At 58.7% G+C, this 25,548-nt stretch carries 25 protein-coding genes; 15 read left to right on the top strand and 10 right to left on the bottom strand.

Annotated elements, in window-relative coordinates:
* Window positions 1-155 precede the first annotated feature (155 nt).
* Entirely contained in the window at window positions 156-2,819 is a 2,664-nt protein-coding gene (locus Q0C48_RS02910) for an EAL domain-containing protein (RefSeq protein ID WP_291521373.1), read from the bottom strand.
* A gap of 161 nt (window positions 2,820-2,980) precedes the next feature.
* A complete protein-coding gene (locus Q0C48_RS02905; protein ID WP_291521371.1) occupies window positions 2,981-3,178 on the bottom strand; it encodes an iron chelate uptake ABC transporter family permease subunit in 198 nt (65 codons plus the stop codon).
* Between the two features lie 215 nt (window positions 3,179-3,393).
* Between Q0C48_RS02905 and Q0C48_RS02900 the strand changes: the two genes are divergently transcribed.
* The 12 genes from Q0C48_RS02900 (at window position 3,394) to Q0C48_RS02845 (ending at window position 12,010) form a co-directional block, all read left to right on the top strand.
* Window positions 3,394-4,992 carry an NAD(P)/FAD-dependent oxidoreductase gene (locus tag Q0C48_RS02900; RefSeq protein WP_291521369.1) on the top strand — a complete coding sequence of 533 codons (1,599 nt, stop codon included), beginning with the start codon at window positions 3,394-3,396 and terminating at the stop codon, window positions 4,990-4,992.
* A 191-nt stretch (window positions 4,993-5,183) separates the two neighbouring features.
* Window positions 5,184-6,026 (top strand): electron transfer flavoprotein subunit beta/FixA family protein, encoded by an 843-nt coding sequence (locus Q0C48_RS02895; RefSeq protein ID WP_291521367.1) that lies wholly within the window; start codon window positions 5,184-5,186, stop codon window positions 6,024-6,026.
* A 19-nt stretch (window positions 6,027-6,045) separates the two neighbouring features.
* The gene (locus Q0C48_RS02890; protein WP_291521364.1) at window positions 6,046-7,140 is read left to right on the top strand and encodes an electron transfer flavoprotein subunit alpha/FixB family protein; all 1,095 of its coding nucleotides are present in this window, start codon (window positions 6,046-6,048) and stop codon (window positions 7,138-7,140) included.
* A 16-nt stretch (window positions 7,141-7,156) separates the two neighbouring features.
* On the top strand, window positions 7,157-8,455 hold the full coding sequence (locus tag Q0C48_RS02885) for an FAD-dependent monooxygenase (RefSeq protein ID WP_291521362.1): 1,299 nt from the start codon (window positions 7,157-7,159) through the stop codon (window positions 8,453-8,455).
* Window positions 8,452-8,739, top strand: coding sequence for a ferredoxin family protein (locus tag Q0C48_RS02880; RefSeq protein WP_291521360.1), 288 nt, complete (start codon window positions 8,452-8,454; stop codon window positions 8,737-8,739). The genes Q0C48_RS02885 and Q0C48_RS02880 overlap by 4 nt, the downstream gene beginning before the upstream one ends.
* A gap of 13 nt (window positions 8,740-8,752) precedes the next feature.
* A complete protein-coding gene (locus Q0C48_RS02875) occupies window positions 8,753-9,088 on the top strand; it encodes a (2Fe-2S) ferredoxin domain-containing protein (RefSeq protein ID WP_291521359.1) in 336 nt (111 codons plus the stop codon).
* Window positions 9,078-9,572, top strand: coding sequence for a hypothetical protein (locus Q0C48_RS02870; protein ID WP_291521358.1), 495 nt, complete (start codon window positions 9,078-9,080; stop codon window positions 9,570-9,572). The genes Q0C48_RS02875 and Q0C48_RS02870 overlap by 11 nt, the downstream gene beginning before the upstream one ends.
* 48 nt (window positions 9,573-9,620) lie before the next feature.
* Window positions 9,621-9,974: a hypothetical protein gene (locus tag Q0C48_RS02865; protein ID WP_291521357.1), complete on the top strand. Its 354-nt coding sequence runs from the start codon at window positions 9,621-9,623 to the stop codon at window positions 9,972-9,974.
* Window positions 9,974-10,594, top strand: coding sequence for a glutathione S-transferase (locus tag Q0C48_RS02860; RefSeq protein WP_291521356.1), 621 nt, complete (start codon window positions 9,974-9,976; stop codon window positions 10,592-10,594). The genes Q0C48_RS02865 and Q0C48_RS02860 overlap by 1 nt, the downstream gene beginning before the upstream one ends.
* A complete protein-coding gene (locus Q0C48_RS02855; protein ID WP_291521355.1) occupies window positions 10,591-10,866 on the top strand; it encodes a hypothetical protein in 276 nt (91 codons plus the stop codon). The genes Q0C48_RS02860 and Q0C48_RS02855 overlap by 4 nt, the downstream gene beginning before the upstream one ends.
* Window positions 10,863-11,546: a fumarylacetoacetate hydrolase family protein gene (locus Q0C48_RS02850; RefSeq protein ID WP_291521354.1), complete on the top strand. Its 684-nt coding sequence runs from the start codon at window positions 10,863-10,865 to the stop codon at window positions 11,544-11,546. Before Q0C48_RS02855 ends, Q0C48_RS02850 begins: the two co-directional genes overlap by 4 nt.
* 35 nt (window positions 11,547-11,581) lie before the next feature.
* A complete protein-coding gene (locus Q0C48_RS02845) occupies window positions 11,582-12,010 on the top strand; it encodes a hypothetical protein (RefSeq protein WP_291521353.1) in 429 nt (142 codons plus the stop codon).
* On the opposite strand, the gene speA is transcribed toward Q0C48_RS02845, so the two are convergent.
* The 3 genes from speA to Q0C48_RS02830 form a co-directional block, all read right to left on the bottom strand.
* The gene (gene speA, locus Q0C48_RS02840; protein WP_291521352.1) at window positions 11,975-13,888 is read right to left on the bottom strand and encodes a biosynthetic arginine decarboxylase; all 1,914 of its coding nucleotides are present in this window, start codon (window positions 13,886-13,888) and stop codon (window positions 11,975-11,977) included. The two genes, Q0C48_RS02845 and speA, sit on opposite strands and share 36 nt — an antisense overlap.
* Window positions 13,889-13,951: 63 nt before the next feature.
* Complete coding sequence (locus tag Q0C48_RS02835; RefSeq protein ID WP_291521351.1) at window positions 13,952-15,361, bottom strand: PhoH family protein; 1,410 nt, start codon at window positions 15,359-15,361, stop codon at window positions 13,952-13,954.
* Window positions 15,358-15,837 (bottom strand): peroxiredoxin, encoded by a 480-nt coding sequence (locus Q0C48_RS02830; RefSeq protein WP_291521349.1) that lies wholly within the window; start codon window positions 15,835-15,837, stop codon window positions 15,358-15,360. Before Q0C48_RS02830 ends, Q0C48_RS02835 begins: the two co-directional genes overlap by 4 nt.
* A 116-nt stretch (window positions 15,838-15,953) precedes the next feature.
* Here Q0C48_RS02830 and Q0C48_RS02825 point away from each other — a divergent pair, with 116 nt between their 5' ends.
* Window positions 15,954-16,430: a transcriptional repressor gene (locus tag Q0C48_RS02825; RefSeq protein ID WP_291521347.1), complete on the top strand. Its 477-nt coding sequence runs from the start codon at window positions 15,954-15,956 to the stop codon at window positions 16,428-16,430.
* Window positions 16,431-16,567: 137 nt separating this feature from the next.
* On the opposite strand, the gene Q0C48_RS02820 is transcribed toward Q0C48_RS02825, so the two are convergent.
* Window positions 16,568-17,332, bottom strand: a complete 765-nt coding sequence (locus Q0C48_RS02820) for an HAD family hydrolase (protein WP_291521345.1) — start codon at window positions 17,330-17,332, stop codon at window positions 16,568-16,570.
* Window positions 17,333-17,497: 165 nt separating this feature from the next.
* Here Q0C48_RS02820 and dksA point away from each other — a divergent pair, with 165 nt between their 5' ends.
* Window positions 17,498-17,962: an RNA polymerase-binding protein DksA gene (gene dksA / locus Q0C48_RS02815; protein ID WP_291521343.1), complete on the top strand. Its 465-nt coding sequence runs from the start codon at window positions 17,498-17,500 to the stop codon at window positions 17,960-17,962.
* Window positions 17,963-17,966: 4 nt separating this feature from the next.
* Window positions 17,967-19,298, top strand: coding sequence for a dihydroorotase (locus tag Q0C48_RS02810; protein WP_291521341.1), 1,332 nt, complete (start codon window positions 17,967-17,969; stop codon window positions 19,296-19,298).
* Here the strand turns inward: Q0C48_RS02810 and tilS are convergent.
* The 4 genes from tilS to Q0C48_RS02790 form a co-directional block, all read right to left on the bottom strand.
* A complete protein-coding gene (gene tilS / locus Q0C48_RS02805; protein ID WP_291521339.1) occupies window positions 19,262-20,656 on the bottom strand; it encodes a tRNA lysidine(34) synthetase TilS in 1,395 nt (464 codons plus the stop codon). The genes Q0C48_RS02810 and tilS overlap by 37 nt on opposite strands.
* Window positions 20,634-21,584, bottom strand: a complete 951-nt coding sequence (locus Q0C48_RS02800; protein WP_291521337.1) for an acetyl-CoA carboxylase carboxyltransferase subunit alpha — start codon at window positions 21,582-21,584, stop codon at window positions 20,634-20,636. Before Q0C48_RS02800 ends, tilS begins: the two co-directional genes overlap by 23 nt.
* Window positions 21,585-21,617: 33 nt before the next feature.
* Window positions 21,618-25,118, bottom strand: coding sequence for a DNA polymerase III subunit alpha (gene dnaE, locus Q0C48_RS02795; RefSeq protein ID WP_291521335.1), 3,501 nt, complete (start codon window positions 25,116-25,118; stop codon window positions 21,618-21,620).
* A partial coding sequence (locus Q0C48_RS02790) for a ribonuclease HII (protein WP_291521333.1) occupies window positions 25,115-25,548 on the bottom strand: 434 nt, incomplete at its 5' end. The genes Q0C48_RS02790 and dnaE, both read right to left, overlap by 4 nt.

The raw sequence follows: 25,548 nt of genomic DNA, 5'->3' as shown, positions 1-25,548 counted from the left end.
GTCTCCTGTATTTGATGGATTGTGGATGTTGTAACAGTTTAGGTTATGATGCATGCTGTTTGGGTTTCAGTATTACCAGGGTTTCTATCAAAGGTGCAGTAGCGCGCAAAGTTCATCGACCTGGCTCGACTGAACTGTGGCGGATATCCAGTAGGTCATGGCGGCTGACTGATAGGGTGGCGGCCCGGTATCTGTCCAGTGATAGCCAATAACTCCTCTATTAAGTAAAGGTTTTCCCGTTCGAGGAGGTTTCCGTAACGCAGTGCCGCCGCAATTTTTTCTGCGCTCAGAAACGCATGTGCTTCGCGCGCAAGTTGATGAATCCGTACATGACGGGTGAGCAACTTCGTGAATCTGGGGTTTTGTCCGAAGAGTCGTGCACCATCTCCGTGCAGCCATCTCCCCAGGTGGCAAAACTCTTCGGCATGTTCATCCAGGACATGGCTAGGGAAGGCGGTTTTCTCGCGCAAGGCACGAAGAACTTCCTGGACGCGCAAGGTATGCCCTTCCAGAATGGGGGCAAGCACGTCCATGGGGGCCAGGCTTTCCTCCCATGGGGGGACGTGCCGAAAATGATTTTTCCAGGCGAGGATATCTTCGGGTGGTAGTGGTTTGGAGAAAAGGTATCCCTGCAGTTGGCTACAGCCCATTTTTACCAGCAGCGTGGCGTGTGCCGTTGTTTCTACCCCCTCGGCGACGACCTCCATACCGAGCATGCGACTGGCGGTAATAACCGCCGTTACTATGGCGAGGTCTTTAGGATCATTCAGAATGTTACGTACAAAACTCTGATCGATTTTGATGGATTGCGCCGGAAGTTGTTGCAGATAACTCAAAGAGGCGTTGCCAGTGCCGAAATCATCCAACGCCACCCGTATACCGAGATCATTGCAGGCGCGTAGTAGCACTTGTGCTCCGGGAACATCCGCCAAGGGAGCGGATTCGGTGACTTCGATTTCGATCTGACTGGGCGGTAGGTCTGGGTACCTCAATAAGACTTCTTTGAGATCGTCCAGGAAACGGGCATCAAGTAAGTGGCGGGTACTGATATTCACCGAAATCCGCAACGGCAGACCCTGTTTTTGCCAGAGGGTGCCTTGCCGCAATGCGGCATCAAGGACGAAGCGTCCAAGCGGGCGCGCAAGACGGTGGTGATCCAATGCACTGAAAAAAGCTGCCGGAGGCAATATCCCCTTTTCGGGATGATGCAATCGTAACAGTGCTTCTACGCCCAATAGCGTGCCGGCACCGGAAATAATGGGCTGGTAGTGCAAAAGCAAGCGGCCTTCATGCAGCGCATTCTCCAACATGGTGCGGGTATCCTGTGCTGCCTGTATGGCCTCATCCAATGCCAGAGTATGCAAACAAAACTGGTCCCGACCGGCGTTTTTTGCGGCATACAGTGCCATATCCGCATGCTGTATGAGCATGCTTGCATTATTGTCGTCGAAAGGGTAAATGGTCATCCCCAGACTGCTTGAAACATTGACCAATTCACCGTGAATTTCGATCGGTTCACGGATGGTGTCGAGTAGCCGGCTACAGATCCCTTCCAGATCTTCAAGTCGTTCCAAGCCAAGCAACAAGAGTCCGAATTCATCGCCACCCATGCGCGCCAGGGTATCCCCCACACGTAGTTGCGTTTGCAGGCGTTCCACCACTACCTGAAGCAAATGATCACCGGCACCATGCCCCAGACGGTCATTGACCTGTTTGAAGCCATCCAGATCGAGGATCCCGACACCCAGCAACCGCTCTTGTCGCAGAGTCTGCTGTTGCGCAACGGTCAGGCGGTCCAGGAAGAGTACGCGATTAGGCAGGTTGGTAAGCGGGTCGTGCAAAGATTGGTTACGTAACAACAGCACTAACTCGCCAAGATGCGCAAAGGCATCAAAATAGACGGATCCGACCCTGCGAAAATATCCCTTCTGCCGTGCACCGACCAGCCCGACTCCGCGCATTTCGCCCGCGCCAAAAGGAAAGATGCCAATTTCTGCAACGCGATTGTGCAACACTTTGATCCATTCCGGTGCGTTAGGATCATCTGTGGACTGGATGACGGTCTGTCCCTTTTCCAACGCGTCCCAGCAGGGGCCTCCTGACATTTCTGCTATTTGTAGTGTAGGCAACGGAAGCCCGGCAGCACATTCCAATGATAATGTATCTCCCATGGCGCTGCTCACAAGATAGCCGGCCAGCCGTACACTGGAACTTTTACGCGGTAAGGCTTCGCAGATTTGCTGAAGTAATCCCTCCGGACGCGGAGAATCGGTGCCACGGGGAACCGCAAGTACACCCAGTAGTACATCGAATAACGCCAGCCGCTCTGCGTCCGTTTCACGGGAGGCTCGGGCATAGCCATCCAGTTGAATCATCAGATCGCCGATCAATAGTCGGAACAACGCATCCCGCAATAAATTCCGCTCGCTTGCCGGAACCTGTTCCTGCAGTATTTTTTGCCACTGGCGCCAGTAAAGGATATAGGCACCGGCAACCCAGGAAGGCTCGATGCCGAGATGGTGGTGCATAGCGCCGATGCTGCGCATGGATTCGCGCCAGAGTTTATCAAGATGGTTGGTCAGGAGTCCGCCGATATGTTCGGACTGTTTTTTGATCAGGGCATCCAGTCGTTCAGGCGTGAAGTCACGGAAAACAGCAGCAGTAACCGGATGAGAGAGCAGATAATCGTAAAAGATATGGGCTAATGCACCTGTTTCTGCTTGTAAAATAGACTGATATCGATCGATGAGCTGAAAATCCTCTTCCTGCAGCCCCAGGAAATTAGGCAGAGAGTCTGGTCTGAATGTCAGGCCGTTCATGAGATGATGTCCTCAGTCTTAGTAGTCGCTGGTTGGGCATGAATGATCTTGGTGGACATCTGGTGTTCCATCGAAAATAGTGGTTTGACAATAAGGCAAAATATATGCCACCACATATCCGGCGGCTATCTTTTTTCGACGTCTCCTATAGGGTTGGCAGTTCACACCCACGCCCCGCGTATCTGCCGTAGCACCAGCAAAAATGTCGGCGCGCCCAAAAGCCCGGCGAATATACCGACTGGGACATCCATGGAGAACAGTTTTCGTGCCAGGGCATCTGCCATGAGCAGATAGGCTGCGCCGAGCAGGTTACTGCCGAAAAAGCATGTCTTGGCCAGGCCGGCGGCGGTGCCAGACAAACTTTGTCGCAAACCTGACCAGACTCTACAAAAGGTTATCTAACGATGGCCTCATCCGACCACACCCACATCCGCAAGAACTGCACGGATAGCTTATAATCACTTGTTTATACTTCTAATATATCATTACGTGCCGGCACCGCTACCCCACGCTCCGCGTCCCGGTATAAATATTGCTGGATACGCGAAATGATGCAGCCATGAGGATCGGAACCGTGCCAGATACAATCATTGTTGGTGGTGGCTTATGTGGGCTTGCATTGGCCAAAAGCCTGCAGGAGCGCGGGCGGGATTTCACACTCTATGAAGCGCGTGAGCGTATGGGCGGGCGTATATTTTCCGAACGCTGCCGACGCAATAATCTGGCGGTGGATCTGGGGCCAACCTGGTTCTGGCCGGATACCCAACCGCGCGTCACCCAGATGATCTCGGGCCTTGGGCTCGATACGTTTGCCCAGCACGACCACGGTGACATCCTGCGCCTGAATACAACAGATGAAAAACCGGAGGTCATGAAGTTGACAGAGGTACATGGGGGTGCCCGGCGCGTGGTAGGCGGGATGGGACGTCTCGTGACCGCCATGACCGCGCAACTCCCTGTGGACCGGTTGCACCTGGGCCATACGCTGCTATCCGTGGAGGAAGATGACGATTACGTTATTCTCAGTTTCCGCCACAACGAAAGGATCGTGCAGGTCAATGCGCGTCATGCGGTTCTGGCCCTCCCTCCCCGTCTGCTGGAAGAGCACGTCCGTTTCGATCCTCCCCTGAACGCGTCCCTGCGCGAGGCCATGCGCACGACCCACACCTGGATGGCCGATCAAGCCAAGGTGGTCGTTGCTTACGATCAGGCGTTCTGGCGGGACTCGGGCCAGTCCGGGAACGCCTTCGTCACCCACGAACAGGTGGTACTCCCCGAGATTTTCGACGCCTGTGATGCCACCGGTGAGCAGGCCGCACTCGGCGCCTTTTTTTCCCTCCCACCGGCATTTCGCGCCACCATCCCGCCCGCCACCATGGCCTTACTGATCTCCAGCCAACTGGTACAGGTCTTTGATCTGCCGGCAGAAGACGGAGAACAACATGTCCATGACTGGGCTCAGGAAGCCTACACCTGCAGCACCCTGGACCGCACGCCTCCCAGTACGCATCCCGAATACGACAACCCGAACCTGCGATTGCCGCTGTGGAAAAACAAGCTGTTTTTCGGCGGTTCTGAAACGGCGGGCTATGGCGGGGGCTATCTGGAAGGCGCCCTGGAATCCGCCGCCCGCATTCAGCGGACACTCGTGTCTGACCCCATATCGCGCGGCCCGGAAGCACTGAACGGTCCTGCCGACAACACCGCTTGCATCGCCATATTCGGTACATGGGTGACCGCGCAACAGCCGGACTTGCTGGCGACCTATCGCCGCCACCTGAATCAATATCTGGCCCGCCAGCACAAGGAACAGTTGACCCAGCGCGCCCTGCTCGACACCATGGAGCAGTTCTATAGCGAGGCATTGCGCCAACTGAGCGCATTGCCTTTTGACACCAGCGGCACGGGTGTCCATAAGGGGCGTTCTGATCTAACGCCGGAAGTGCATGCACCTTTCGCAACCGTTCATCAGACACTGATCAGTGAGGCCCTCGCCTTCAACCGCAGTTCCTGTGCGCTCTCCAATTTTCCCGAAGAGCACGAACCCGGCAAGGAATACCTGTCCACCATCGCCCGCGACCTCGCTGCCGCCTGGCGGGAGTTTGCCCTCAGCAGCAATGCCGTACTCCTCGCCAAAGCCGTTCCCGTCACCGACAGCCAGCGGACGCATTGAGTTTACCGTGATAAAGCATGCATTTTGTCGCAAAGCCTACATCTGCTGCTGGCGTTGTTTTTCTGGTGCATTCTAGCCAAAAGACTGTTTATCTTGAAATTAACAAGACAGTCGTATCTGGAATGAAGATTGCTTAGATCGGTGCAACAGCATCTTTCAGATCACCGACAGATCGGTAACAGGAGTACGCCATGCATATTGTCGTCTGTATCAAACAGGTTCCCGACAGCGCCCAGATCCGGGTGCATCCGGTCACCAATACCATCATGCGGCAGGGTGTACCCGCCATCATCAATCCCTTCGACGTTTTCGCCATCGAAGAGGCCTTGCGCCTCAAAGACCGCTTCGGCGGGCGAGTCACCGTGCTGACCATGGGGCCGCCCCAAGCGGAAGACGCACTGCGCAAGGCCATCGCCTATGGTGCCGACGACGTGATACTCCTGACCGACCGCGCCTTCGCCGGTGCCGATACCCTGGCGACCTCCTTCGCCCTGGCACAGACCATCCGCAAAATTGGTGAGGAACATCCCGTCGATCTGGTTTTCACGGGCAAGCAGACCATTGACGGGGATACCGCGCAGGTCGGACCGGGCATTGCCAAGCGCCTGGGCCTGCAACTCCTCACCTACGTATCGGCTATCGATGCGTTGGACCTTGAGGAGCGCAGCATCACCGTACAACGCCGTTCTGAAGGCGGTGTGCAGGTGATCCGGACCCGCCTGCCCGCACTGATCACCATGCTGGAGGGTAGCAACCAGATCCGCTTCGCGGGCATGGATGATATGTTCCGCTCGGCTCGCTTTGACGTGCCTAAATGGAATAAAGAGCGCGCCGGTATTGAGGACGTCAGCAAAATCGGCCTCAAGGGCTCGCCCACAGTGGTCAGCAAGATATTCACCCCCAAGCCCCGGGCCGTGAAGGCACAGATGATCGGCGCTGATCTGGACGCCAGCGGCACCGCCAACGCCATCCTGGATATTATCAGCAGCCAGCACCCGCGCCTGGCGCAGGAACTCGGCCTGATCACCCCATAAACGCACAAGGAGCATTCGCATGAGCGAGAACACTGCCGCACCCGCAAAGCCCAAAGGCAAAAAGCGCCTGGAGCTGGACCCCCGCCTGGCGGCCTACAAGGGGATCTGGGTGTTTGTCGAAATGGAACGGGGCCAGGTACACCAGATGTCCTGGGAATTGCTCGGCGAAGGACGCAAGCTGGCCGATATTCTCGACGTAGAACTGGGCGCCGTCATCCTCGGCGGCAGCAGCGATGAACTGGGTGCCGCTGCCCGTAACGCTTTCACCTATGGCGCCGATGTGGCCTATATCGTGGCCGATCCCATTCTCACGGACTATCGCAACGAGCCCTACACCAAGGCCATGACCGACCTCGTCAACCGCTATCAGCCGGAGATTCTGTTGCTCGGCGCCACCACCCTGGGCCGCGATCTCGCCGGTAGTGTGGCCACCACTCTGCTCACGGGTTTGACCGCAGACTGCACGGAACTCGCCATTGACCCGGACAATCGCGGACTCCTCGCCACCCGTCCGACCTTCGGCGGCAGCTTGCTCTGCACCATCCAGACTCTGAACTATCGCCCGCAGATGGCCACCATCCGCCCCCGGGTCATGGCCATGCCCGACGCCATGCCAGAACGCAGCGGCCGTGTCATTTCTGAAAACCTGCAGATGCAGGAAGACGACATTATCGCCAAGGTCCTGGAGTTCATCCCCGACGAGGCCCAGGAGCAGGCTCAGCTCGCCTATGCCGACATTATCGTGGCGGGCGGCCGAGGCATGGGCAAGGCCGAAAATTTTCGCCTGATCTGGGACCTGGCTGCCGTACTCGGCGCCGAAGTCGGCGGATCGCGTCCGGTGACCCATGCCGGCTGGCTACCCGCTGACCGTCAGGTCGGGCAATCGGGCAAGACTGTGCGTCCCAAGCTTTATATTGCTGCGGGCATCTCCGGGGCGATTCAGCACCGCGTCGGCATGGAAGCCTCCGACGTCATCATCGCCATCAACAACGATCCCAATGCGCCCATCTTCGACTTTGCCACTTATGCCATTGTCGGCGACGCCGTGCAGATCCTTCCCGTCCTCACCGACGCCTTTCGCAGTCGCCTGGCTGTGAACCGCCGGGCTGGTTAATTACAGGAGTCATGACATGGCCGAAAAATTTGATGCTATTGTGGTAGGTGCCGGCCCCGCCGGTAATGCGGCCGCGTATACCATGGCCCAGGCGGGTCTGAGCGTATTGCAACTGGAGCGCGGTGAAACCCCCGGCACCAAAAACGTCCAGGGGGCCATTCTCTACGCCGACGCGCTGGAGCGCATCATTCCCGATTTCCGCGACGACGCCCCGTTGGAGCGCCACGTCATCGAACAGCGCATGTGGGTGCTGGATGAAAAATCCTTCATCGGTACCAACTATCGCTCGGATGCCTTTAACAGCGACCAGCCCAATCGTTATACCATCCTCCGGGCGCCTTTCGACAAGTGGTTCTCCGGGAAGGTCAAGGCCGCAGGCGGCCTGGTCATCTGCGAGACGACGGTCACCGAGCTCATCCAGGAAGGCAAAAAGGTCATCGGCGTCCGTACCGATCGTGAGGGAGGCGACATTTATGCCGATGTGGTGATCCTGGCGGATGGCGTCAATTCGCTGTTGGCCAAAAAAGCCGGCTTCCATGGCGAACTCGAAGCTAAAAATGTCGCGCTCGCGGTCAAGGAAATTCACTTTCTGCCCGAGGAGGTCGTCCAGAGCCGTTTCAACATCAAGGGCAACGAAGGGGTGGTCATTGAGATCGCCGGCGCCGTCACCCACGGCATGGTCGGCACCGCCTTCCTCTATACCAACAAGGAATCCATCACGCTGGGCATCGGTTGCCTCTTGTCCGACTTCAAAAAAGCGGGCATCGCGCCCTATACCCTCCTCGAAGAACTCAAGGCGCATCCGGCCATTGCCCCGTTGATTGAGGGGGGCGAAATGAAGGAGTATGCCGCCCACCTGATTCCCGAAGGGGGCTACAAGGCCGTTCCGACCCTCTACGGCGAGGGCTGGATGATTGCGGGGGACAGCGCCGGACTGGTAAATGCGGTCCACCGCGAAGGCTCCAACCTGGCGATGACCAGTGGCCGGCTGGCCGCAGAAACGGTTATCGCGCTGAAAGACATGAAGCTCCCCTGTACGGCCCCCCATCTTGCCCGTTACAAAACCGCGCTGGACGACAGTTTCGTCATGAAAGATTTGCGGAAATACAAGGAGTTGCCTGATATCCTGCACGGCAATCCGCATTTCTTTTCGGTGTATCCGCAACTCCTCAACCGCGCCGCGCATACCATGCTGATGGTCGATGGTCAGGATAAGCACAGCAAGGAAAAGACCATTCGGGGCAGCTTTGTACAGCAACGCTCGTTGTGGGGTTTGGTGGGAGACGCTTACCGCATGTGGAGGGCAACGCGATGATCAAGATCGAAGAGAAACTGTTTCAAAACCGCTACCGGGTCGATGAAGGCCGGCCGCATATCCAGATCAGCGATCCTCAGGTCTGCGCGGATGATTGTAAAACCCAGTCCTGCACCTTCGCCTGTCCTGCGGCCTGTTACGCCAAAGACGAGGGCGGTGGTGTGGTCCTGACCACGGACGGCTGCCTGGAGTGCGGCACCTGTCGGATCATTTGTTCCGAATATCGCAACGTGGATTGGTCCTATCCACGGGGCGGTCACGGCATCCTTTTCAAGTTCGGTTAAGTGGGGGCATTTCATGAGCAAACCAGAACGCCACGTCTTCGTCTGCGTCCAGTCCAGGCCGCCGAGTCATCCCAAGGGCTCCTGCGGCACTCAAGGCTCCGCGGATCTGCTCCGTACTTTTCAGGACACCTTTGAAGCACGCAAACTCTGGGGGCGTTTCGCCCTGACTCAGTGCGGTTGTCTGGGACCCTGCGGCGAGGGTCCCAATGTGCTGGTTTATCCCGAAGGCATCCTTTACGCGGGAGTACGTCAGGATGATATCGACGTCATTATCGACGAACATCTGATCGGCGGCACACCCGTCACCCGCCTCTACCCGACGCCGGAGGCTTGGTCCAATGAGCCCTGACGGTGCCCTCGGCGAGATCACCCTGCCCTTTGCCGACCCGACCGGGCAGGTGGCTGCGCTGCTGGAGACTGCACTGGCCAGTAGCACATACCCGACCGAGGTGGAAAAACTGCTGAGGCAGCATCTACTGACCGATCCGGATTACCTGCCCGCCTATTTTGCCATGTACAAGCTGCTGTTTCGCCAGTCCCGGTTGGCGGAGGCCGAAGAGATAGCACGCACCGCCCTGGCCAGCGGGGCACGACTGGGCGGTTTCCCCCCCAACTGGCAGCACCTCGCTCCAGGCACCGCAGACTGGTCCGTGATTCACAGTCCTGCCCATTTTTATCTCTTCACCCTGAAGGGCCTGAGTTTCATCCTGTTACGCCGCAAGCAACTGGACGAATGCCGGGAGGTTCTGGAAAAGATCGGCGAACTGGACCCTCACGATCTGGTAGGAGCCTCCGTCATCCGCGCCTATGCCGATGGTCTGACGGCGCATTGAGCCTGGCGATGTGCCATACAAGATGGAATACCCACCCGGAGCGCGTCTATGCTGAGCATCTCGCCCTTTAACGCGATTGAAGAGGCGGGGACTGCCGTACTCACGCTGACTGAAGGGCTGGAGAAGGAAGAGTTTCTCGCGTCGCGCCTCACCCGCGCAGAAACTCGACGCCAGCTTCGCCTCATGAGCAAGTCCGCCCTGCTCCTGTCGCCAGAGATCCACGCCCTGTTGGTGGAAATAGACTGGGAAGGCTGGCGCGCCCTCGACCAGCGCCTCGCAACCAGTGATAAAGCAGAGGACACCCTGCTCTGGCTCGCGGTGCGCGCGCTGGCACCAGATACCTTGATGTGGCTGCGGGTGTACCGCAAAAACCAGCCGGAACGGTTTAAAGAGGACAACTGATGGCGATGCGCTTCTACATGACCCCCGGATCATGCTCCACCGGCATCCATATTCTGCTGGAAGAACTGGATCTCCCCTTCGAGGCCTGGATCGTCAATCTGCCAGCCGGCGAGCACCACAAGCCCGAGTACCGCGCCATCAATCCGAAGTCCACCATCCCCACCCTGGTGCGTCGGGACGGCACGGCGCTGACTGAATTCCAGGCCATCGCCTGGTGGCTGGCACGCACCCACCCCAAGGCGAAACTGCTGCCAGAGTATCCCGACGGCGAGGCGCGCGTGCTGGAAGTCATGGACTATGCTGTCGGCACCCTGCACGGCCAGGGCTTCGCCCGCATTTTCATTACGGACACCTTCACCCCCAACGCCGCCGATCACGCAGCCGTGCAGGCGCGCGGACGGGAAATCGTCAATCAGGGATTCGCCATCATGAATGACGCCCTTGCCGGATTGGATTATGTCACCGGCGGCTTCTCCATCGCCGATGCGGCGCTGTTTTACGTGGAGTTCTGGGCAGCCCGGCTGGGCATCCCGCTACCTGAACATTGCGACGCCCACTACCAACGCCTGCGGGCCAGGCCTGCCGTGCAGCGTGTACTGCGCGAGGAAGGCTATCGATGACAACGGAAAGCGCAAACTGCTTTGTTCTGGCGGAAATGCGCACCCATCATTTCACCTTCCAGGGCACCGGCGAGGATCGGGAGGCGGCCCGCCGCGCCCTGCTCCACGCTTGGCAGGCGCACCGAAACCGTCTGGTACAACGTTACCCCGAGTGCCGCGACCGAATCCTTGATGAAAAGCACATTGAATCCCGCTTCAGGATCAGTTATCAAGAAATGGGAGCAGATGCCTGTTATCCCGCCATTTCACCCGACACAGGAGCCCGTCCATGAACTACGCCTTCCCGCCCGCCCCTGTCGTGACTCTGGACGCCATGTCCAGCAACCCTTTCCCGGTGCGCCGCATTTTTTGCGTCGGGCAGAACTACGCTGATCACGTCCGGGAAATGGGCAGCGCGCCCGATACCGAACCCTTCTTTTTCATGAAACCGGCCAGCGCCATCCTGCAGAATAATTCAGTGCTGCCCTACCCGCCCGGCACTACCGACCTGCAGCCCGAGGTAGAACTGGTGGTGGCGCTACACAAGGGTGGCAAAAATATCCCCATGGACAAGGTCGATTATGACTATGTGTTCGGTTATGCCGTGGGTCTGGACATGACGCGCCGCGACCTGCAACGCGTTGCCCGCGAAAAGGGCCAGCCCTGGGAGATGGCCAAAGCATTCGACCATTCGGCGCCTTGCACGGCCATCACGCCCGAGTTTTATTCGGGAACCATCGCCCGCGGTAAGATCGAACTCAAGGTGAATGGTCAAATCCGCCAGAGCGCCGATGTCGGTGACATGCTCTGGAAAATTCCGCAGATCGTCCATCTCCTGTCGAATCAGGTCGAACTCTTTCCCGGAGACCTCATCTTCACCGGTACCCCCGCCGGCGTGGGTCCGGTGGTGAAAGGCGACGTGATCGAGGCCGCTGTTGCCGGGCTGGAACCGCTGACCATCACCATCGGCTAACCCGATCACCCCCCAATCGAAACAGGAATAACCCAATGCCCACATCCGATCTCCTCGAACGCAATCGCCTGATCTTCTGTCACTTCGACAGCTACAGTACCGCCCTGCGCTTCGTTCGCATCAACGACAGTGTGATGCTGCCAGCGCCACTGCCGGAGAACACCAGTATGGTTGCAGCACCCACGGAGACCGGCGATACGCCCACTGATGCACTGCATGCAGTATTGGAGAAATTGAACATAAATCCCAGCCAGATAGCGCTGGACGACGGTTTCGAGGCTTGGCTGTCTACCGACTCCGGTCCAATTCAGATCCACCTCGCCCGCTTCACGACATTTGAAGCCCCACACGAGGCAATCGCAGCCCACGATGGCGTTTTCAAGCCCATCAGTGAGCTGCGGCGCTTGCCGATGACGGAGTTGACGCTGCTACGTCAGGTCTTCAATCTGATTATGGACGGTTAAATAGGTATAACCATGCAGCCCATCCGCAAACTGCTGTAGAAACTCGTGACGCTCCACATTGTCGAGATGGCTGCAGGCTTCCACTTTCTTCTGATAACGGGCCAGCAGGTCGATAGCGGAAAATTGTACGTATTGCAAGACGGATTCCACCGTATCCCCCGCCAGCGGCTGCTCCAGACGCATGGCGCCCGAGGCATCACAGAACACATTAACCGAGTCCGTGTCGCCGAACAGATTATGCATATCCCCGAGAATTTCCTGGTACGCACCCACCAGAAAAATACCGAGGAGATAAGGCGTACCTGCCTGTAGCGCATGTACCGGCAGCGCCGGTGTCAGGCCTTCGGCCGTGACGTACGCATCAATCCGGCCGTCGGAGTCGCAAGTAATATCCTCGAGACGGGCCCGCCGGGTCGGCTCTTCATTCAGCCGCTGTATGGGCAATATCGGGAAAATCTGATCAATGGCCCAGACATCGGGCAGCGACTGAAACAGGGAAAAGTTAACGAAATATTTGTCCACCAGCTTTTCGTCGAGCTCGTCAAGGATGTCACGGTGCGCGCGGTTGTGCGGGTCAAGGAAGCCGCGCACCCGCCAGAGTAGTTGGGCATAAACGCCTTCGGCCTCGGCCCGCTCTTCAATGTGAATGATACCGAGGTTGAATTGCTGGTGAATCTCCGCCAGAAGATAAAGAGCCTCCTGATAGATTTCCAGCGCCGCGGCGGCGTTACCCTGATCCAGCCGGGTGAGCAGACGGCCCCATTCACCCTCCATCAGGTCGGCGGAAGGTGTTGACGGCGGATGCTCTCCGGCCGCCATCTCCACATCGGTGACATTAGTCAGCAAAATGGCGTGATGGGCCGTCAGCGCCCGCCCCGATTCGGAGATGATACGCGGCTCCGGCAGACCTTCCTGGCGCGATACATCGGCCAGCGTGGCGACGATGGCATGGGCATAGTCGGAGACATGATAGTTCGTGGAGCAGTATGCGCGGGAGTGCGTCCCTTCATAGTCCACACCGAGCCCGCCGCCCACATCCACCACCTCCAGGGCCGCGCCCAGGCGTCGCAGTTCCGCATACAGGCGGGCACATTCGCGCATGCCGCCTTTGATGAACTGAATATTGGGAATCTGGGAGCCGAGATGGAAGTGCAGTAATTGCAGACTTTCCAGCGCATTTTCTGCCCGCAGGCGGTGGACGAGTTCCAGAATGTCTGCCGTAGACAGGCCGAATTTAGATTTTTCGCCACCGGTATTCTGCCACTTGCCGGAACCTGCGGATGCCAGCCGCGCGCGCACCCCGATCCGGGGTTTAACGCCGAGCTTGCGGGCCTCATTCAGGATCAGAGCCAGTTCCGATGGTTTTTCCACCACCAGGTAGACCTGCATGCCCAACTTCTCACCCGTCAGGGCCAGGCGAATATACTCGTTGTCTTTGTAACCATTGCAGATGATGGTGCCGCCCACCGGCATCAGTCCGATGACCGCCAGCAGCTCCGGTTTGCTACCTGCCTCCAGACCGACGCTACCCGCACCGGCACGCAAAATTTCTTCTACGACGCGCCGCTGCTGGTTGACCTTGATCGGATAAACGGGAGTGTAGCTGCCGCCATAGTCGAGGGCGCGGATGGCATCGCCAAACGCGCCGTGCAAGCGTGCAACACGATCCCCGAGAATCTGCGGAAAACGCAGGAGGCAGGGTAAACCGAGGGAATGTTCACCCAGTACTGCCGCGACATCGGCCAGCCCAATGGCGGCACCCTGAGGGTTGGCGTCGGGACGGACGATAATCTGCCCGTCCGCGCCCACATCGAAATACCCATCGCCCCAATGCGGCAGGTTATACAGATGGCGACTATCCGCGACCGACCATGTCATGCGCTCACTCCCCCGATGCCCTGCGCGCAGTCTACGGGCTCAGCGGGTCAGGAGACAAGGGGATCACAAGGCATCATTGGCAAAATCCGCCAGACGCGAACGCTCCCCACGACGCAGGGTGATGTGTCCGCTGTAGGCCCAGTCCTTGAAGCGATCCACCACATAAGTCAGACCTGAGGTGGTTTCCGTCAGATAGGGCGTGTCGATCTGGGCAATATTACCCAGACAGACAATTTTGGTCCCCGGACCGGCACGGGTGATCAGGGTTTTCATTTCCTTGGAAGTCAGATTTTGCGCCTCGTCGATGATGACGAATTTCTCCAGAAAAGTACGTCCGCGCATAAAACTCATGGACTTGACGCGAATCCGCTTACTGATCAGATCCTGTGTCGCACTGCGCCCCCAACTGCCGCTCTCATCACTGCCGCGCGCCAGAATTTCCAGGTTATCCTCCAGCGCCCCCATCCACGGCAGCATTTTTTCTTCCTCCGTGCCGGGCAGGAAGCCTATCTCATCGCCCACCGGTACCGTCGCGCGGGTGATGATCACTTCCGAGTAGCGCTTCTGCTCGAAAATCTGATGCAGCGCCGCCGCCAGCGTCAGCAGCGTCTTACCTGTACCTGCATGACCCAGTAGGGTGACAAAATCGATGTCCGGATCCATGAGTAGATTCAAGGCAAAATTCTGCTCCGGATTACGCGCCAAAATGCCCCACACCGCGTGCCGGTCACTCCGATAATCGGTTATGCGCTCGATAATAGCGTGTTCCGGATGCACTTCACGGACGATCGCGGCAAAATCCTCAGCCGATCCTTCCAGTGTGTTGAGCGCGATAAATTGATTTGGGTGCCAGCGCTGAATGGCGGGGCCGCTGATTTTGTAATAACTCCGTCCGCTCTCCTGCCAGGCGTCCAGATCACGACTATGCAGCTCCCAGAAATCGGCACTCAGCGTCTCTGCACCGGTGTAGAGCAGGTCTACATCGTCCAGAGCACGATCGTTCTGGTAATCCTCCACCCGGATGCCAAGGGTGCGCCCCTTGATGCGTAAATTGATGTCTTTGCTGACCAGAATCACATCCTTTTCGGGATGGCGATTCTGTAAGGCCAGAGTCACGGCGAGGATTTCATTGTCCGCCTTGCCGCCGGCCAGGTCTTCCGGCAGCACCTGCTGATGTGCAGCAGTCTGAAAATAAAGCCGTCCCTGAGCATAAGGCAGCACCAAACCCTGATCCAGATCAGCCGTATCCGTCAGCATCTCGTCCAGATAACGGCTCACCTGACGCACATTGCGTGCCTGCTCACTCAGGCCCTTTTTGTGCTGATCCAGCTCCTCCAGCACGATCATCGGCAGCAGGATGTCGTGTTCCTGAAAGCGGAATAGCGCTGAGGGATCGTGCATCAGCACGTTGGTGTCCAGAATGTAGAGACGCGCCCTCACCTCATTTGAACCTGCCACCTCCTGGCGACTCATGGTAACTGCTTGACGATTTGCAGCATGGCGGCTGCATGTCCGGCGGCCTTCACTTTACGCTCGATGTAGGCGATTTTGCCTTCCCGGTCGATCACGAAAGTGCTGCGTTCAACACCAATACCCACCTTGCCGTAATTGTTCTTTTCTTTGAGCACATCAAAGGCCTTGCAGAGTGCTTCATCGGTGTCGGCCAGAAGCGGGAAAGGAAAGTTAAACTTGCAGGAAAACTTTTCATGGCTGGCGACGGTATCCCGGGAAACACCGAGAATTTCCGCGCCAGCGGCCTGAAATTCCTGATAAAGTGCCGTGAACTCCTGCCCCTCTGTCGTACAACCCGGCGTGTTATCTTTAGGGTAAAAATAGAGCACCACGACCTTCCCGTGCAGGTCATCGAGGCTGATGGACGATGCCTTACCATAGGCTGCGGCATGAAACCGGGGTGCAGGTTGACCGATGGTGATGGTTTCTGAGGACATGCGGAACTCCTGAATGGGCCTGACTGAAAATCTAGCGCGGTAGATGGGGCGCTGTCCAGGGAAGCAACACAAGGCCATTGTTGCACCCTCCCCGCCTTCTGCTCTAGCATGACTTCATGACGCACTTATCACTCCCCCACCCCCTCGCGGCGGAAGTTTCCGACGCCGAGGCAACGCAGCGTCTCCGCGCTATCGGACAGCGCATCACCCGTTTACGGGTAGCGGTCTTCAAGACACTGCTGGAAGCTGAGCAACCACTGAGTCACCCCGAGCTGCGACAACGTCTGGAGGCGTCGGAAAGGGGGGCGATTGACCGCGTCAGCCTCTACCGTAACCTGGAATGGCTGGTACAGATCGGACTGGCCCACCGGATCACGGCAGATGACCGGGTCTGGCGCTTTAGCGCCCGCCGTGAAGAAACGGCCACCCAACACCCGCATTTCCATTGTGTCTCTTGCGGCCAGGTGTTTTGCCTGCCCGAAAGCAGTGTACCGGTGCCCCGCTTGCCCGCCGATTACTCCATGATTGAAATGGAACTGGTGGTCAACGGGGTCTGCGCTCACTGCGGGAAGAAACCGCTCCCCAAAAACTGACGGGTACTCGGTACATATCCGGTGTGAGCTTCCCTGATAATACCCAAAAGTCCCGTCGGGGGCCTGTTATTGAACGGTAAAGCGTTTATGGAACATATGCTGACCGCATGACGATCGCTGACAACGTTCCCACACACTCAAACTTCGCGCCTATCTGCCCACCACCCCTGCAGGGTGGGAATATCCACGACCACCTGTTCCCCAGCAGTCTGGCCCTGCAATACCTGCGCAGGGGATACCGTTTCTCCCAGCTGATCGAGAACCCGCAGCGCTGCGCTAAAGTCCTGTCCTTCGGTATATTCCGTCTGGGTAATAATAGTGGCGAGCCCCGCTCCGCGGGCTGATTGCAGCCCGTTCGCCGAATCTTCAATCGCGAGACAGTCTGCAGCAGACAAACCCAATTGACCCAGCACATGGGTATAAATGTCCGGTGCCGGCTTTTTGTGGGGAACGACATCCCCAGCGCCGATAGTATGAAAGCGCTGCAGCGCCTCCGCACCCAGGGTGCTCTTCAACAGGGACTCGACATTGGCTGGCGTGGTGGTCGTGGCGATGGCCAGAAGCAGGCCATGATCCCGTGCCGCGTTCAGTAAACGCTCCACCCCGGGGCGTAGCGGCAATAGCCCGGCATTCATCATCTCCACGTAATACCCGGTCTTTTGACGGTGGATAGAGGCAATGTCAGCATCGCTCAGTTGCGGCAACTGCGGATGTTCATTCAGGAAAGCCCTGAGGCGTTCTTTGCCGCCGGTAACCTTCAGATAGTGGCCATAGGTCGGCACATCCCAACTAAAAGGAAGGCCGGCTTCGCCAAAAGCCTGATTGAAAGCAACCCGGTGGGCATCCCGTTCGGTATCGGCAAGGGTCCCGTCCACATCAAAGATCAGCGCGCGCAAAGGCATGAATCATTATCTCCTGAATTTATCAAAAAGCGTCATAATCACCTGGTAAACCCTCGACATCCAAAACAGCCTGGGCAGGCCATTGTAACCAGCATACCCTGGATTGCCAAAACGGCTGTTCTCTGTTAAACGTAAGCGGATATACCACAAAGACAGGAAGCCCCTATGGACCAAAACACGTTCCAGCCCGCGAAAACAGTGCCCGGCGCAGCCCAGCAGTTCACCGCCTTCACCCCTTACGAACCCGCGCCCGGCGAAGAGTATATGAGCCCCGCGCAGATCGCCCATTTCCAGAAAATTCTGGAAGATTGGCGCGGTGAACTGATGGCGGAAGTCGACCGTACCGTACAACACATGCAGATGGAAAACGTCAACTATTCCGACCCCAATGATCGGGCTAGTCTGGAAACGGACATGAGTCTGGAACTGCGCGCCCGCGATCGGGAACGCAAGCTGATCCGTAAGATCACCCAGGCCCTTGACCGCATCAAGATCGGCGAATATGGCTACTGCGAAAGTTGTGGCGTGGAGATCGGCCTGCGCCGCCTCGAAGCCCGCCCTACCGCCACTCTCTGCATTGATTGCAAAACGCTGGAAGAAAAACGCGAAAAACAGATGGCGCAGGACTGATGCCATGCGTCTGCTGATCCGTAACGCGCGCATCGCGCTACCCTCCGGTGAACTGTATCACGGGGATCTTTTTGCCGAAGATGGTCGCATTGTCGCCATCGATCGAGATATAGACCGCGCCGCCGATACGGTGATTGACGCCGAAGGTCATATGCTGATGCCCGGCGTTATGGACCCGCAGGTGCATTTCCGCGAACCCGGCAATGAGCAGAAGGAAGATATTGCCAGTGGCTCGCGGGCAGCGGCCAAAGGCGGCGTCACCAGTTTTCTGGAAATGCCCAACACCAATCCGTCCACTACCAGCCCCACTGCTCTAGCAGACAAACTGGCGCGCGGTGCCGAAAAATCCGTGGTTAACTACGGATTTTTTATCGGGGCCACCCCGGACAATCTCGACAATCTGCTGGCAGCCGATGCCGCCTGCGGCATCAAGATCTTTATGGGTGCCAGTACCGGTAATTTGCTGGTGGACAAGGAAGAAGACCTGGATCGTATTTTCGCCCATGGCCGCAAACTGATAGCGGTCCATGCGGAAGACGAGGCACGCATTCGTGAGCGGCGCGCCCGGTTTACCGACAGTGGTGATCCTGCCGATCATTCCCGTATCCGCGATGAAGAATCGGCACTTATTGCTACCAAGCGAGCCGTTCGGCTGGCGAAAAAATATCAGCGCCGTCTGCACGTCCTGCATCTCTCCACAGCCATTGAGACTGAGTTCTTACGGCAGGAAAAGACGCCTTATATCAGTTGTGAGGCGATTCCCAACCATCTCTTTCTGACGACCGATGCCTATGCCAGAATGGGTACCCTGGCGCAGATGAACCCCCCTATCCGCAGCGAGCACGATCGCCAGACCCTCTGGGAGGGTTTGCGCAGCGGAGTAATCGATTGCATTGCTACGGATCACGCCCCGCACCTGCTGGCAGACAAATCCTTGGGGTATCCCCGCGCGCCCTCCGGCATGCCCGGCGTGGAAACCAGCCTGCCTCTGATGCTCACCGCCATGCGCGACGGCCATTGCAGTCTGGCCGAGCTGCAGCGCTGGATGTGCTACAACCCGGCGCGTCTCTATGGGGTGGTGAACAAAGGGCGCATTGCCATCGGCTGGGATGCGGATCTGACCCTGGTCGATGTGACCCATGAAAAGCCCGTCCGCAATGAGGAGATGTTCACCAAGGTGGTCTGGAGTCCCTTCAATGGCTGGGTTCTGACCGGTTGGCCTATTACTACCATTGTTGGCGGCCAGGTGGTTTTCGACAAAGGCGAGATTCTCCCCAACGCGCACGGGCAGCCGCTGCACTATGTCGAGCCGACCCCCTTGCCGGCGGTAGGCTGAGCACCGGCATTCCAGAGGCAGAGCGCCGTGCTCCCATGGGGGGCGCTCGCCCAGGGGCTAGTGTAGTAACCTAGAATGAGTATCAGATGCCCCGCCTCGTCCCAGAGTAAGGGCACATCCGCACGCCGATCCGGTGGGACCTCCGCCTCCAGCAGCAATTTCTTCAGTGGACGATGTTGGCCCTGTCCGGTTAGGACGCGCTCCCCCTGGCGGCGACGGCGCCAGTACAAGCTCGTCTCCGCAAAACGTTCAGCCAGCGCGTGATGAAAACTGTCCGGTGATGTATCCCGCAGAGCAAACTGCCAGCCAGGGATCGGCAACGGTTTTTCCAAAGCGGCACACCAAGGGCCTTCTTCCCATTCTTTTTCCGCCGTAGCGCGCGGTTGCGGCCAGGCGCGCAGCAGTCCGCCCCGCAGCCAGGCTTCTCCTCCTTCCCACTGAATCCTCGCACCTCCGCGTCCCTGCGCTATGGTGCCTTGCAGAGCCTCCAGACGCTCCCGGCTCGGCACCGAAATCTGCCGTTTCCGAAGCCATCCGCGCAGGAAAACCCGCTGCGCGGCAGCAGAGAGGGACTGCAAATACGCCAGGGAGAGCCGCTCCGCAGAGAGTTCCGGGTAATCTGCCCGATACCGCTGCCAACGCAAAGCAAACCAGTCCTCCGCGATTTCCCGCATATCGGCAAGATTATCCGCCGCGCGGGCGATATTGGCCGCCGCATGAGGCCAGCCCAGATCGCGCAGCTGGGGGAGCAGAACATTGCGCACCCGTACCCGGTCATAGCGCACATCGGCGTTGGCCGGGTCATTCAGAAAGGGTAGGCGCCGCTGTTCCAGATAATCCCGCAACACCCGTTGCGGTACATCCAGCAAGGGTCGGACCAGCAGCCCAGCTCCCAGAGGGCGCTGCGCAGGCATGGCCGCCAGCCCCGCTACGCCAGCACCGCGCAACAGTTGCAAAAGCAGAGTCTCCGCCTGGTCTTCCAAGTGCTGCGCCGTAAACAGCCAGTCGCCCTGCGCCAACTGCGCCGCCATCAGGGCATAGCGGGCACGCCGTGCCTGATCCTCCGGCCCTTCGCCCGGTGTATCTGCGGGCAGGCGCAGCAGGGTGAAAAAAGCCCCCAGCGCCACAGCCTGCTGCTGGCAGAACCGTGCCCATTGAGCGCTGTCCGGATGCCAGCCGTGATCCACATGCAAGGCATGGACGCCGTACCCTAAAGAAAGCAGTGCCACGAGCAGTGCCGTAGAATCACCACCACCACTGTAGGCCACATAGAGTATACGTCCTCCCGGAGGGCGCAAATCCCCCTGCAGACGCGTCTGGAGACGTCGCTCCAGCTCAGGCGGCGCCGACGACCCCATAGTGCATCAGGCGTTCGTAACGGGTGGTCAGCAACTTGCTGGTATCCATCGCCTGCAGTTCCCGCAGGTGATGGGCGAAGCGCTCGCGTGTTAGCGCGAAAACCGCTTCGGGATCGCGATGCGCGCCACCGAGGGGCTCCGGCAGCACTTCGTCGACCAAACCCATGCCTTGCAAACGACGTGCGGTGATACCCAGGGTTTCCGCTGCTTCCGCTGCCATAGCGGCGTTCTTCCAGAGGATCGAGGCGCAGCCTTCCGGCGAAATGACGGAGTATACCCCGTACTCCAGCATCAGCATCCGGTCACCCACACCAATCGCCAGCGCCCCGCCTGAGCCGCCTTCGCCAATGACCGTGCAGATAATGGGTACCGCCAGGTCGGACATCACCGCGAGATTGCGGGCGATGGCCTCACTCTGGCCACGCTCCTCGGCACCGATACCCGGATAGGCTCCGGGCGTATCAATGAAAGTAAATACCGGCAAGGCAAAACGTTCGGCAAGACGGAGCAGACGCAAAGCCTTACGATAACCTTCCGGACGCGGCATCCCAAAGTTGCGCTGGATTTTTTCCTTGGTGTCGCGGCCCTTCTGATGTCCCATCCAGACGACAGGCTGTCCATTGAAGCGGGCCAGGCCGCCAATAATAGCCTGATCATCGGCGAAGGCGCGATCGCCTGCCAGCACCTGTACTTCCGTGAAAAGGGCCTGCACGTAATCCAGGGTGTAAGGCCGCTGTGGATGACGGGCCACCTGTACCGTCTGCCAAGCACCCAGCTTGCTGTAAATACGCTGCAACTCCTTGCGCGCCTTGACTTCCAGACGACTGATGTCATCGGCAATACCCGGCTGATTCAGGGCGTGGAGTTCCTCCACCTTGGCATCCAGCTCCGCCACCGATTGTTCAAAGTCCAGATAACTGATTTTCATGTTCACTCCTTACCACTCCGAATAGGACGGCGCTCAAGCCGGGCGTCGCGCCGCATGCCGGGCACGCTCCAGGGGGATGACATTATTGACGAGAAGGGTCGCCGGCCGATAGTCCCAGTGCCGGCGCGCCGTGGGCGCCAATGCCGTCAACGCGGCGATAGCGGCCGGACTCGCCACAAAGTTGAGGCTCTCCGCCACCCGCAGTTGCGCGACAATATCGTCACCGACGCGCAAACGCAGACGCAAGGCCGTTTGGCCAGGGTATTTACGGAGCACGACAAGCAGATCTTGCGGAGCCACATCTGCAGCGACTTCCAGTTCCAGGGTCAGTTGGGCAGCCAGTTCCTCACGCGCCTGGGCCGTGCCCAGCACACGTAGGGCATTGAGCCGCAGACCACCAGAATAGCTGTCCTCGCCCACTTCACCCAGAACCAGCACCGGTTCCTCACCCTCCCCGACCTTGCCAGCCTGCGCCCAGACTTCGGCAAAGACGACAACCTCCAGCCGCCCGTGACCGTCGTCGAGGGTCAGGAAATAAATACGATCGCCACGCTTGGTCCGGGTGCTGCGCCGCGCTACCACCAACCCGGCCACCAATACCGTGGTCCCATTACGCATGTCTCCAAGAGGCACCGCTCCCAGCGCAGCCAGATCATCCCGCAGACTGTCCATGGGGTGACCACTGAGATAGAAACCCAGGGTTTCCCGCTCCTGACGCAGGGTTTCGGTGATGCTCCACACTTCGGCCGCCAGCAGCGGCGGAGCTACCGGTAACGCTTCCTGTCCACTAAACAACGATTCTTGCAGGCTCGCCTGACTGCTCTGAAACTGCGCCGCTGCTTCAATACAACTATCCACGGAAGCGATCAGGCTGGCCCGCGACACACTCCAGTCATCCATGGCTCCGGCGCGAATCAACGCCTCCAGGGCACGGCGATTGATTTTCTGGCTATCCACCCGGCAGAGCAGGTCAAAAAGACTCAGGAAGGACCCTTCTCTACGGGCGTCGAGAATCGCCTGAATAGCCGCCCGTCCCAAGCCCTTGATGGCACCCAGACCAAAGCGGATATCACTATCCCCCTCCGGTCGGAACTCCAGCACACTGCGCTGAACGCTCGGCGGAGCAATCTGCAGGCCCATACGCGCGCACTCGGCAATCATGGCCACAACTTTGTCGGTGTGGTCCATATCGGCGCTCAGCACGGCTGCCATAAAAAACTGAGGATAGTGGGCCTTCAGATAAGCGGTCTGGTAGGAAACCAGGGCATAGGCTGCCGAGTGCGATTTGTTAAATCCATATTCGGCAAACTTTTCCATGAGGTCGAAGATGGCCCCGGCCTGATCCGCGGCCAGACCATTTTTGTGGGCGCCTTCCAGGAAAATGCTGCGCTGTTTGGCCATTTCCTCCGGCTTTTTCTTGCCCATGGCCCGCCGCAGCAAATCGGCGCCGCCGAGGGAATAGCCCGCCAGCACCTGGGCAGACTGCATGACCTGTTCCTGATAGACGATCACGCCGTAGGTTTCATCGAGAATCGGCGCCAGATCCGGATGCAGAAAAGTCACTGGCGCCTTGCCATGTTTACGGGCGATAAAGTCATCGACCATACCTGACTGCAGCGGCCCAGGCCGGAACAGGGCGACGAGGGCGACGATATCTTCAAAGGTATCCGGTTGCAGACGCCGCACCAGATCGCGCATACCCGATGATTCCAGTTGGAAGACCGCCGCCGTCTCGGTGGATTTGAGCAAGGCAAAGGTCGCCGTATCGTCTAAAGGTAATTGCTGAATATTCAACGGTGCGCGGCCCGCCGCCACCGCATCGGCATTGATGAGTTTGACCGCCATATCAATGATGGTCAGGGTGCGCAACCCGAGAAAGTCGAACTTTACCAGCCCCATCTTTTCCACATCATCCTTATCGAGCTGGGTGACGTTACCCCCCCCTTCGGAGCCGTCGTTAAAGAGCGGCAGGCGGTCGGCCAGCGGTTCCGGGGAAATCACCACGCCACCGGCATGGGTCGAGGCGTGGCGTGGCAAACCCTCCAGGCGCAGGGCGATGTCCAGCAGGTCGCGGACATCATCTTCCTCAGTCTGGCGGCGGCGCAGTTCCTCGGATTCCTCCAGGGCCTTCGCCAGGGTCATACCCAGATCGCCCGGCACCAACTTAGCCAACTGGTCGACAAAGCCATAAGGCAGACCCAGCACCCGGCCGACATCACGTACCACTGCCCGCGCCTTCATCGTCCCAAAAGTGATGATCTGGCCGACCCTGTCGCGACCGTATTTGTCGGCCACATACTGAATGACGCGGTCGCGCTGATCCATGCAGAAATCCACGTCGAAGTCGGGCATGGAAACGCGCTCGGGATTGAGAAAGCGCTCGAACAACAGGCCATTGCCAATGGGATCGAGATCGGTGATCCGCAGTGCATAGGCCACCAGCGATCCGGCACCAGATCCACGCCCCGGTCCTACCGGGACACCATTATTTTTTGCCCACTGGATGAAATCCGCGACGATGAGAAAATAACCGGGGAAGCCCATCTGCTGAATGACGCCGACCTCACGCAACAGACGCTCGTGATAAGGCAACGTGGCGTCGCCACTGATACGCAGCTCCTGCAAGCGTTCCTGCAGACCTTTTTGCGCCGCGTCGTGCAAATATTCATCCACGGACTGACCGGCGGGAATGGGGTAGTCCGGGAGCGCATAATGTCCGAGCACCAGCTCCATATTACAACGCCGCGCAATTTCGACGGTATTGTCGCAAGCTTCCGGCAGGTCCGCAAAACGCTCCCACATTTCTTCGGGGTCCGGCAGGCGGTGCTCCGGCGTAAAACGCCGTGGACGGCGCGGGTCGTCCAGGGTAAAGCCCGCAGAAATACACTGCCGCGCATCGAAGGCCGCAAAGTCCGCTGCATCGAGAAAATGGGCGTTGTTGGTGGCCACCAGCGGTAATTCCAGTTTTTCCGCCAGCGCCACAGTGGCCTGAACCAGGGCTTCCTGCCCGGCCTCGCCATTGCGCTGCACTTCCAGATAAAAACGTTTCGGGAAAAGCTGTGCGTAGTGCTGTGCCCGACCTTCCGCCTGTTGCGGATTGCGCTGCAGGGCACGCCCGATCTCCCCCTGTCCTGCCGCAGACAAGGCGATGAGACCGTCGCTCGCGCCCTCCAGCCACGCCGCATCGATCTGCGGACGTCCGTGGCGACCACCCTCCAGATAAGCGCGGCTGAGCAGGCGGCTGAGGTTGCCGTAACCGGTTTTATTCATGCACAGCAGGATAAGGCCGGTCGGCTGTTCCGGCTCTGCCGCATCATGCACCCAGATCTCGCTGCCAATCACCGGTTTGACGCCCTGCCCCCGGGCAGCGTTATAGAATTTGACCAGGGCAAAAAGATTGCCATGATCGGTGATCGCCACCGCCGGCATACCTCGCTCCGCACAGCGCCTGGCCAGCGCCTTCACCGGAATAATGCCATCCTCCAGAGAATACTCGGAGTGCACGTGTAAATGGACAAACTGCGGCGCACTCATCGCTGTGCCTCCCAGGCCCGGTCGACGGGTCCGAAGCCGCGCCGATGCAGTGCGCAGGGACCCCGAAGCTGCAATGCCTGAAGATGCACCGCCGTGCCGTAACCCATATGCCGCGCCAGTCCATATTGGGGGTAATACCTGTCGAGCAACTGCATCTCCTCATCCCGTGCCACTTTGGCCAGAATACCCGCGGCGGCGATAGCATCCACCCGGCCATCGCCACCCACAAGTGTCTCCACCTGCCAGCCGGGGGGCGGCTGGTTGCCGTCGACGAGAATCCGCTGAGGTCGCCGGGGCAGGCCGGCGATAGCCCGCGCCATGGCACGCAACGATGCCTGGAGAATATTGTAGCGCTCAATCTCCCAGACCGCAGCCCGGCTCACCGACCAGGCCAGGGCCTCATTGCGGATACGCACGGGCCAATGCGCCC

It is taken from the genome of Acidithiobacillus sp., from assembly GCF_023255755.1.
Classification (GTDB): Bacteria; Pseudomonadota; Gammaproteobacteria; order Acidithiobacillales; family Acidithiobacillaceae; genus Acidithiobacillus.
This window is presented reverse-complemented; position numbering and strand designations above follow the sequence as displayed.